The sequence below is a fragment of the Acinetobacter sp. TUM15071 genome, from assembly GCF_008980925.1.
Classification (GTDB): Bacteria; Pseudomonadota; Gammaproteobacteria; order Pseudomonadales; family Moraxellaceae; genus Acinetobacter; species Acinetobacter dispersus.
On record NZ_BKGB01000026.1, the window covers coordinates 35,432 to 42,349 of the forward strand.

The window sequence follows — 6,918 nt, forward strand, 5'->3', positions numbered from 1 at the left end:
AATTTCCTGCACCTTAGCGTGCTTTTTTGATACCATTCCCGTTTAGATTTCACCTGTAGTTTTCTTTTTTATGACCGTATCTTACCAACAGCAACTTCAAGAGAAAGTTGAACGTATTACCGCACAGTTTGCATCGTTCAATCCACCAGCTTTAGAAGTGTTTCAATCGCCTGAACAACATTTCCGTATGCGTGCAGAATTTCGTCTCTGGCATACCGAAGATGATTTGTTCTATGCCATGTTTGAACGTGCTGAAGATGGAAAACAAAAAGAAGTTATCCGCGTGGATGCGTTTCCGATTGCAGATCAAAGCATCAATGATTTGATGCCACGTTTATTAGATGAATTAAAAGCAGTTCCTATTTTATCGCAACGTGTTTTTGAAGCAGACTTTCTCTCAACCTTAAGTGGAGAGATGTTGGTCACCCTGATTTACCACCGTAAATTAGATGCTGAATGGGAAACAGCGGCTAAAGCCTTAGCTGAAAAACTGAATATTAAAATCATGGGCCGTAGCCGTGGCCAGAAAGTGATTATTGGCGATGACTATGTGGTTGAACAACTTAATGTTCACGGTCGTACTTTTAAATATAAACAAATTGAAAGTAGTTTTACCCAGCCTAATGCGCAAGTGTGTCAGCATATGTTGGAGTGGGCTTGTGATGCTGCACAGAAGTCCGAAAAAGACCTTTTAGAATTGTATTGTGGTAACGGTAACTTTACTTTGCCACTGTCTTTGAAATTTAAGCGTGTTCTCGCAACTGAACTTGCTAAATCTTCAGTCTACGCAGCTCAATGGAACATTGAACAAAACCAGATTGAGAATATTCAAGTGGCACGTTTATCTGCCGAAGAGTTTACTCAGGCATATCAAGGTGAACGTGAATTTAGACGCTTGCAAGAAGCTGAAATCGACATGCAAAGCTACGACTTTGACACGGTTTTTGTTGATCCACCACGTGCAGGCATCGATGATGAAACGCTCAAACTATTACAAGGTTTTGAACGTATTCTCTATATTTCATGTAACCCAGATACCTTGCATGACAACTTAAAAACACTTAGCCAAACCCATCGAATTGTGAAGTTCGCCATGTTCGATCAATTCCCTTTTACCCATCATGTGGAATCAGGTGTTTTGCTTGAAAAGATTTAAACAAATTATTTCAACGTAACAGTAATTTATAAAGGGTTCGAGTAACCCTTTATTTTTATTCGAAGTATATTTATAAAAAAATGATATTTTTCAAAGGTCAAGTCATTCAAATGTCATAATTTCGTTAAACTTTAAAAGACTCATCGAAAAAATTGAAGTTTAACTGCTGCTTTTATCACTTAAGCTGACTTGTATTTTATTTTAAAGCGGCTATATTTCGACCTATGTTAGGTTGTATATGAAGGCTCTATGAGTTTTTGGCAAAAACTGTTCAATGCAGATGAACAATATAACGAACACAAGAACCAAACTTCTTGCGTTGAAAATGATTGTTCATGCAAAACCAATGAACAACTGTTGGATGCTTTAGTGAAAGCAACAGATGAAGATGTCATTAAAGGCATTAAGAAAGTACTGATTTCTCGAGGTTATAGCCGCAAAGAATTACTTGCGATGATCAAGCCGCCGATCCAATAAAAATAAGTCCTCCCTAATCTCTTTCTATCAAGAGATTAGGGTCATCAACATTACATGCAGTTCTCTCTATTCACTTCTGCAACGATTGGCCCTAAATTAAAAGTTTTATCATGGCGTTTGGTTTGTGCTGAATACACACTGGAAATCGAGCCATCTAAATACAATGCATTGTCTATTTTCAACTGTTGCTTAAAAAACTGGGCAAATTGATAAAAACTGACGCGTTGCTGTGAAATCACAAAATACAACTGATTCCCTTTAATACCCACCCCATTTCTAATTTTTAATGAATTCGAGTCAGCAATAAACTGGCTGTTGATTTTCCCGTGATAGACCAACATTGGCCCTGACTGTGTTGCAAATTTTGCTTTAAATTGATCATGCTTATAATCAGCAGTGCTTTTAATCACAGCCTGTTGGTCATTCCAAGCAACCACACCATTAGGCTGCATAAAGAAATTACCAAAGCCCTTCGCGACATTAAGCTTAGCCAACTCCTTGCCATTTTCGATATACAAACCTACGGGTTGAAAATCTGCATGATACATTCCTGCATTCATTGCAAAATTAAGCTCCTCACAAGCAGGTAGCGCTTTTTGGATAGCTGCAAACTTCTGATAATAACGATTGCTCTGAGGTTGCTTTAAAAATAGTTGCAACTGATTTAGATGCTCAACTTTAATCACATCATATTTTTGTTGATTCAATTGCAAGGTTTCATGCTGCATCGCATGTACAGGTGAACTCGCTAAAAATGCAAACGATAGGAAAAACCATTTTTTCATCATAAATACGAAGTTAAGCCTAGATTTACCTCATTGTCCCATAGCAAGGCATACTGCAAAATAGCAGATACAAACACCACACATAATCATGAACTTGATGCTGCAAATAGGCTCGATTGATTCACATTTTTTCACTAAAATACCAGTGTAAACATCATAGTATCGACATGCAGCAAAAACACCCACGCTATTCGATTGGCGCTCACCTCATCGTAAAACACTTTGGCTATAGCCATCATGGTATCTATGCAGGTCGTGGAAGGGTTATTCATTATTCTGGATTTGCTCATATTTTTAAAAAGCATCCTATTGAAATGACGTCTATCCAGCGTTTTGCCCGTGGTAAGCCAATTTATACGAGACATTATCAATCCCCACGCTACAAAGCCAAAGCTGTTGTACGGCGTATGCGCTCACGCATGCATGAAAATCACTATCACCTCATTATTAATAACTGTGAGCATTTATGCACGTGGGCAATCACAGGAATTGAATCCAGTACTCAAGTTGAGCGTATGCAGCGTCGTTTAGCAACCATAGGTTATGTTAGCTCTGTTATGAGCTATATGAATAGCCTGATGCTCACTGTTGCCACTGCATGTTTTGCCATCGTTTTATATATTAAAGTTATGCTACGTCGGCAAGCAAAGAAATCTGTACCAGCCTATTTACGTCTCAAAGAAAAACGACCGAAAAAATAAGATTTGACGCTACTTCAAAATGTTATTTTTCACGCAATTATTGCTTTTTAATTTATCTTGCTTTAGTATTTCTAGCGATACACATCGTATCGCATCCATATCGAGGGTTTTATGTTGGAGATAGCAGTAATCTGGTAACTACATTTCAATTACATATTGAAATTGGTTATCTTCGCGAATTTTTTGGCTTCAAGCCTAATTTTGCTTCTGATTACTTATATCTGGATAACAACATGAACTTATCTAAGTCCGAACAACGGACACTTCACGTCTTGGCTAAAGGCGGAAAAATCGTAAAACTTCGCAATGACGCTGGTCAAACCATCGCTGTAGAATGCTATAGCCGAGAAGGTTTCTTGCTGTCTGATTGCAACCTCGACGTTTTTAATAAGCTAAGAAAGAAAAGACTGATCAAATCCTGTAATGGGCAGCCCTACCAAATTAATTTACATGGGCTTCGATCTGTACGTCCTCAGTTAGACAATCGTTAACCAACAATCATAGGGTTTGGATAAACCCATGATTGCTCTTAGATATGTCTATCCTACTGTTAGGTCAATCGGGTCTATCCAAATTACATATGGTTTATTTTTGAGAAAGAAAATGGAACTAAACCTAATTCAAAATCGCTTAACATTTTTACGTGAGGCGGAAAAATTAAAAAACGTGACTCGCTTTTCGCATACATCGAACGGCCGTCAGGAAAGTACCGCTGAACACAGCTGGCGATTATGCTTAATGGCGGTGGTTTTTGCAGATCAATTTAAAGACATTGATTTGGAGAAATTACTAAAAATGTGTTTAATTCATGATCTTGGCGAAGCCATTCATGGTGATATTCCAGCCATTCTGAAAGATCAGTTTCCAGCTAAGAATCAGCAGGAAAAACAGGATCTTTATCAATTAACCGAATGTTTAGATGACCAACCTCAAATGTTGATTCGATCACTCTGGCAAGAATATGAAGATGCAACAACACCAGAAGCAAAAATCGTTAAGGCACTAGATAAGCTAGAAACGATCCTTCAACACAATCAAGGAATCAACTCACCTGATTTTGATTATGAATTTAACTTAAGTTATGGAGAAAAATATACAAATGATTCTCCACTACTCAAACAAATTCGAGCAATTTTAGATCAGGAAACACAAGAGAAAATGAAGATGAATATACACATTCGCGATGAAAACCCATCTGACATTCAAAGCATTTTTGATTTAACCCAAGCTGCTTTTGCTACACAAGAGCATTCAAGCCATACCGAGCAATTTATTGTGAATGCACTACGTAATTCCAATCAGCTCACGCTTTCCCTAGTCGCGGATTGTAACAATAAGATTATTGGTCATATTGCCTTTTCACCCGTGCAGATTTCTGATGGCACAACTGGTTGGTATGGACTTGGTCCGATCTCGGTACTTCCAGAATATCAAGGTCAAGGAGTAGGTTCTAAACTGATGCATGCTGGCTTAGAAGCACTCAAAGATTTAGATGCTGTCGGTTGCGTTCTACTTGGTGATCCACAATATTACGGCCGATTCGGTTTCAAAGCAGATTCAAGACTGGTATTAGCTGGTGTCCCTGCCGAATATTTCCAGATCTTGCGATTTACAGAAGATGTCCCGACAGGTGAAGTAGTTTATGCGGATGCATTTAATGCCACGGCATAAGTTCACAGACTAAATCACATGAAAGTAGAAGTTCGTATCGAATCGATGTGAACTTCTATTCTTTCAACAAGACAAAATCGTAACTTCTGAAGCCTGCAAGACCGCCTCAAATGTCTCTGCATACGCTGCAATCAACTCAGCTTTATCCGTTCCATTGATGATTCGCCGAGCACCTATATAATCTTTCTTATTTTGACAGATGTAATCAGACAATTTCTTGCCAGTAAACATGCCCTTTTTCATTCCAACAATCATGACACGAGCTGCAATATCCGCTTGTAGAGCCAGTTTCGGATTTTTCACTAAATCAATTTTTAAGTAATCCCCCATTCGCTTATAGTTTGCCAACCAGGTCAGTTGCACATAGCCATAGCCGATATAGGGATAATATTGCTTAGACTTTAGATACTTTTCTGAACCATATTCAATCACGGGTTGCATAGTTTTAGCCGTTTCATGCCAAGCCGTTGCCAAGATATAAGCGGCTTGGGCAGATGTGATCGCCCCATCTTCATCAAGCACTGAAACCAGAAAATTGATTCCATCTACCTGCAACTGACTTAATTTTCCAAATGTGTGGCGCAAAATATCGAAACCGTCTTGTGTTATTTTCATGTCATTTTCCTCTTTATAATAAAAAACCGCCCGAAGGCGGCATTGGATTGTTTTTTCTTTAGAATTTGTCTTTAAAGTCTTTCACCTCTTTTGCTACATCCAAAATGGTTGAATCTTCTCGTGCATTAATATAATTAAAGGTCCAACGAATAATTGCCCATACTGGCAAACCACAAAGGAAGTACAGACCTCCCAAGGCAAATGCGCCATACGGGTTTTGACTCCACTCTTGCAAGCCAAAATGCTGAATCACAAAAGCACCTCCTGCAATGCTGCCAACTGCTGTTGAAATGAGTGAAACCACCCATTCTCGTCGAGACTTGGGTAGCCGAGTCATAATCACAACCATCCAAGCCAAAAACATAAAAGTGAGTGCCATCATGACAATAAAAAAAACTCCATAAGATTTAATTACGGCTGCAATCCCTGCACCCGTTGAAACAAACTCTGTCATTATTTTTCCTCCATAAATAGAAAGGCCCTAACTTATGCAAAGTTAAGGCCTCGATTGACATTTTAAGCAAAACCATATAACCGACTACTCTCAATTCATTCTGATCACCATTGCTTAATTATTTAATTTAAATTCATACTATTGTGGATAATGCGTCATCCAACTTTGCTGAGCATGAAACTGTACAAAATCACCTGCATTCACTTGTAAGCCCAAGATTTCGCCTTTACTGGTTAAGTGATAATAGATATTGTCTTCAAGTGCTGATGGCATTTTATAATCCAAGCTGACATAGGCCTCTCGCAGATCAAAATCCAGTTGCTTTAAATCTTCTTGTGCAACAATGTGATAATACTTCGGCAATTTTAGGGAATTGCTTGAATGCCACTCTCCAACAAGTTCATAGTCAACATAGACCTTCATCGATTGAGAACCAGTAATCTCAAAGGTCACAATTGGGTTTTCTGAGGGGTTATCTTCAATAAAAGTGACGTTATTCAGACTATTATATTCGCCCAAAGTCACCACAAATTTATCATCCAAAAAATAGCTATGAATGACAAATCCACGCTCAACTTGGTTTAACTTCACCTGATGTTCAGGTTGCTGATCCACACCTAAAATGACAATTGACCGTTGCACTGTATTTGCGCTGCTAAAAGAAAATTGACCTCTCTGTGCTTGGAAATAAGCAGATAAAGATACTTGGCACGCATCCTTCACTTTGACAGAACCTAATTGAGCATTCCCTTCAATATATGCAGTCGCTGTGAGATCAGCTGTTGTTTGCATAATCGCAGGCACAATCTCGGCATAAGAAAGAATATCTAAGTGTTTAATGGAGAAAGTGCCCAGCATCATTTTATTTGTACAATTCATTTTAATCACCTTCAGTTATTTTCGGCTTTAAGCCGCTATCAATAGACAACAACTAACAATCCGTAGATATAAAAAAACTCGGCCTCTATAAGAAACCGAGTTTTTAGGCAATAAAAAAGCCCATCTATTAAATGAGCTTTTTAATTATGATCGAAAATTTTATATTACGACCATTATAAT

The 6,918-nt window shown here is 38.2% G+C and carries 9 protein-coding genes; 5 read left to right on the forward strand and 4 right to left on the reverse strand.

What is annotated here, in order from left to right; genetic code table 11:
* The first annotated feature begins 70 nt into the window (after positions 1-70).
* Together trmA and GBI66_RS18280 are read left to right on the forward strand one after the other, a co-directional pair.
* Complete coding sequence (gene trmA / locus GBI66_RS18275; RefSeq protein ID WP_151717053.1) at positions 71-1,156, forward strand: tRNA (uridine(54)-C5)-methyltransferase TrmA; 1,086 nt, start codon at positions 71-73, stop codon at positions 1,154-1,156.
* Between the two features lie 249 nt (positions 1,157-1,405).
* Entirely contained in the window at positions 1,406-1,633 is a 228-nt protein-coding gene (locus tag GBI66_RS18280) for a hypothetical protein (RefSeq protein WP_004653128.1), read from the forward strand.
* 50 nt (positions 1,634-1,683) lie between these two features.
* Here the strand turns inward: GBI66_RS18280 and GBI66_RS18285 are convergent, their stop codons facing one another.
* Positions 1,684-2,421 (reverse strand): phosphodiester glycosidase family protein, encoded by a 738-nt coding sequence (locus GBI66_RS18285; protein WP_151717054.1) that lies wholly within the window; start codon positions 2,419-2,421, stop codon positions 1,684-1,686.
* 164 nt (positions 2,422-2,585) lie between these two features.
* On the opposite strand from GBI66_RS18285, the gene GBI66_RS18290 reads away from it, so the two are divergent.
* The 3 genes from GBI66_RS18290 (at position 2,586) to GBI66_RS18300 (ending at position 4,790) form a co-directional block, all read left to right on the forward strand.
* On the forward strand, positions 2,586-3,119 hold the full coding sequence (locus GBI66_RS18290) for a lecithin retinol acyltransferase family protein (RefSeq protein ID WP_004807701.1): 534 nt from the start codon (positions 2,586-2,588) through the stop codon (positions 3,117-3,119).
* 233 nt (positions 3,120-3,352) lie between these two features.
* Positions 3,353-3,610, forward strand: a complete 258-nt coding sequence (locus GBI66_RS18295) for a YjhX family toxin (RefSeq protein ID WP_004807702.1) — start codon at positions 3,353-3,355, stop codon at positions 3,608-3,610.
* Positions 3,611-3,722: 112 nt separating this feature from the next.
* A complete protein-coding gene (locus GBI66_RS18300) occupies positions 3,723-4,790 on the forward strand; it encodes a bifunctional HD family hydrolase/N-acetyltransferase (protein ID WP_151717055.1) in 1,068 nt (355 codons plus the stop codon).
* Between the two features lie 63 nt (positions 4,791-4,853).
* Here the strand turns inward: GBI66_RS18300 and GBI66_RS18305 are convergent, their stop codons facing one another.
* The 3 genes from GBI66_RS18305 to GBI66_RS18315 all read right to left on the reverse strand — a co-directional run bounded on the left by GBI66_RS18305 (position 4,854) and on the right by GBI66_RS18315 (position 6,738).
* Positions 4,854-5,405, reverse strand: a complete 552-nt coding sequence (locus GBI66_RS18305; protein ID WP_151717056.1) for a hypothetical protein — start codon at positions 5,403-5,405, stop codon at positions 4,854-4,856.
* Positions 5,406-5,463: 58 nt separating this feature from the next.
* Positions 5,464-5,859, reverse strand: a complete 396-nt coding sequence (locus GBI66_RS18310; protein WP_004807705.1) for a hypothetical protein — start codon at positions 5,857-5,859, stop codon at positions 5,464-5,466.
* Positions 5,860-5,997: 138 nt separating this feature from the next.
* Positions 5,998-6,738 (reverse strand): hypothetical protein, encoded by a 741-nt coding sequence (locus GBI66_RS18315; RefSeq protein ID WP_151717057.1) that lies wholly within the window; start codon positions 6,736-6,738, stop codon positions 5,998-6,000.
* Positions 6,739-6,918 lie beyond the last annotated feature (180 nt).

Excerpts from the sequence above, each read along its gene's own strand:
- trmA (WP_151717053.1), top strand. The coding sequence starts at position 71 with ATGACCGTATCTTACCAACAGCAACTTCAAGAGAAAGTTGAACGTATT.
- GBI66_RS18285 (WP_151717054.1), bottom strand. The coding sequence starts at position 2,421 with ATGATGAAAAAATGGTTTTTCCTATCGTTTGCATTTTTAGCGAGTTCA.
- GBI66_RS18280 (WP_004653128.1), top strand. The coding sequence starts at position 1,406 with ATGAGTTTTTGGCAAAAACTGTTCAATGCAGATGAACAATATAACGAA.
- GBI66_RS18290 (WP_004807701.1), top strand. The coding sequence starts at position 2,586 with ATGCAGCAAAAACACCCACGCTATTCGATTGGCGCTCACCTCATCGTA.
- GBI66_RS18310 (WP_004807705.1), bottom strand. The coding sequence starts at position 5,859 with ATGACAGAGTTTGTTTCAACGGGTGCAGGGATTGCAGCCGTAATTAAA.
- GBI66_RS18315 (WP_151717057.1), bottom strand. The coding sequence starts at position 6,738 with ATGAATTGTACAAATAAAATGATGCTGGGCACTTTCTCCATTAAACAC.
- GBI66_RS18295 (WP_004807702.1), top strand. The coding sequence starts at position 3,353 with ATGAACTTATCTAAGTCCGAACAACGGACACTTCACGTCTTGGCTAAA.
- GBI66_RS18305 (WP_151717056.1), bottom strand. The coding sequence starts at position 5,405 with ATGAAAATAACACAAGACGGTTTCGATATTTTGCGCCACACATTTGGA.
- GBI66_RS18300 (WP_151717055.1), top strand. The coding sequence starts at position 3,723 with ATGGAACTAAACCTAATTCAAAATCGCTTAACATTTTTACGTGAGGCG.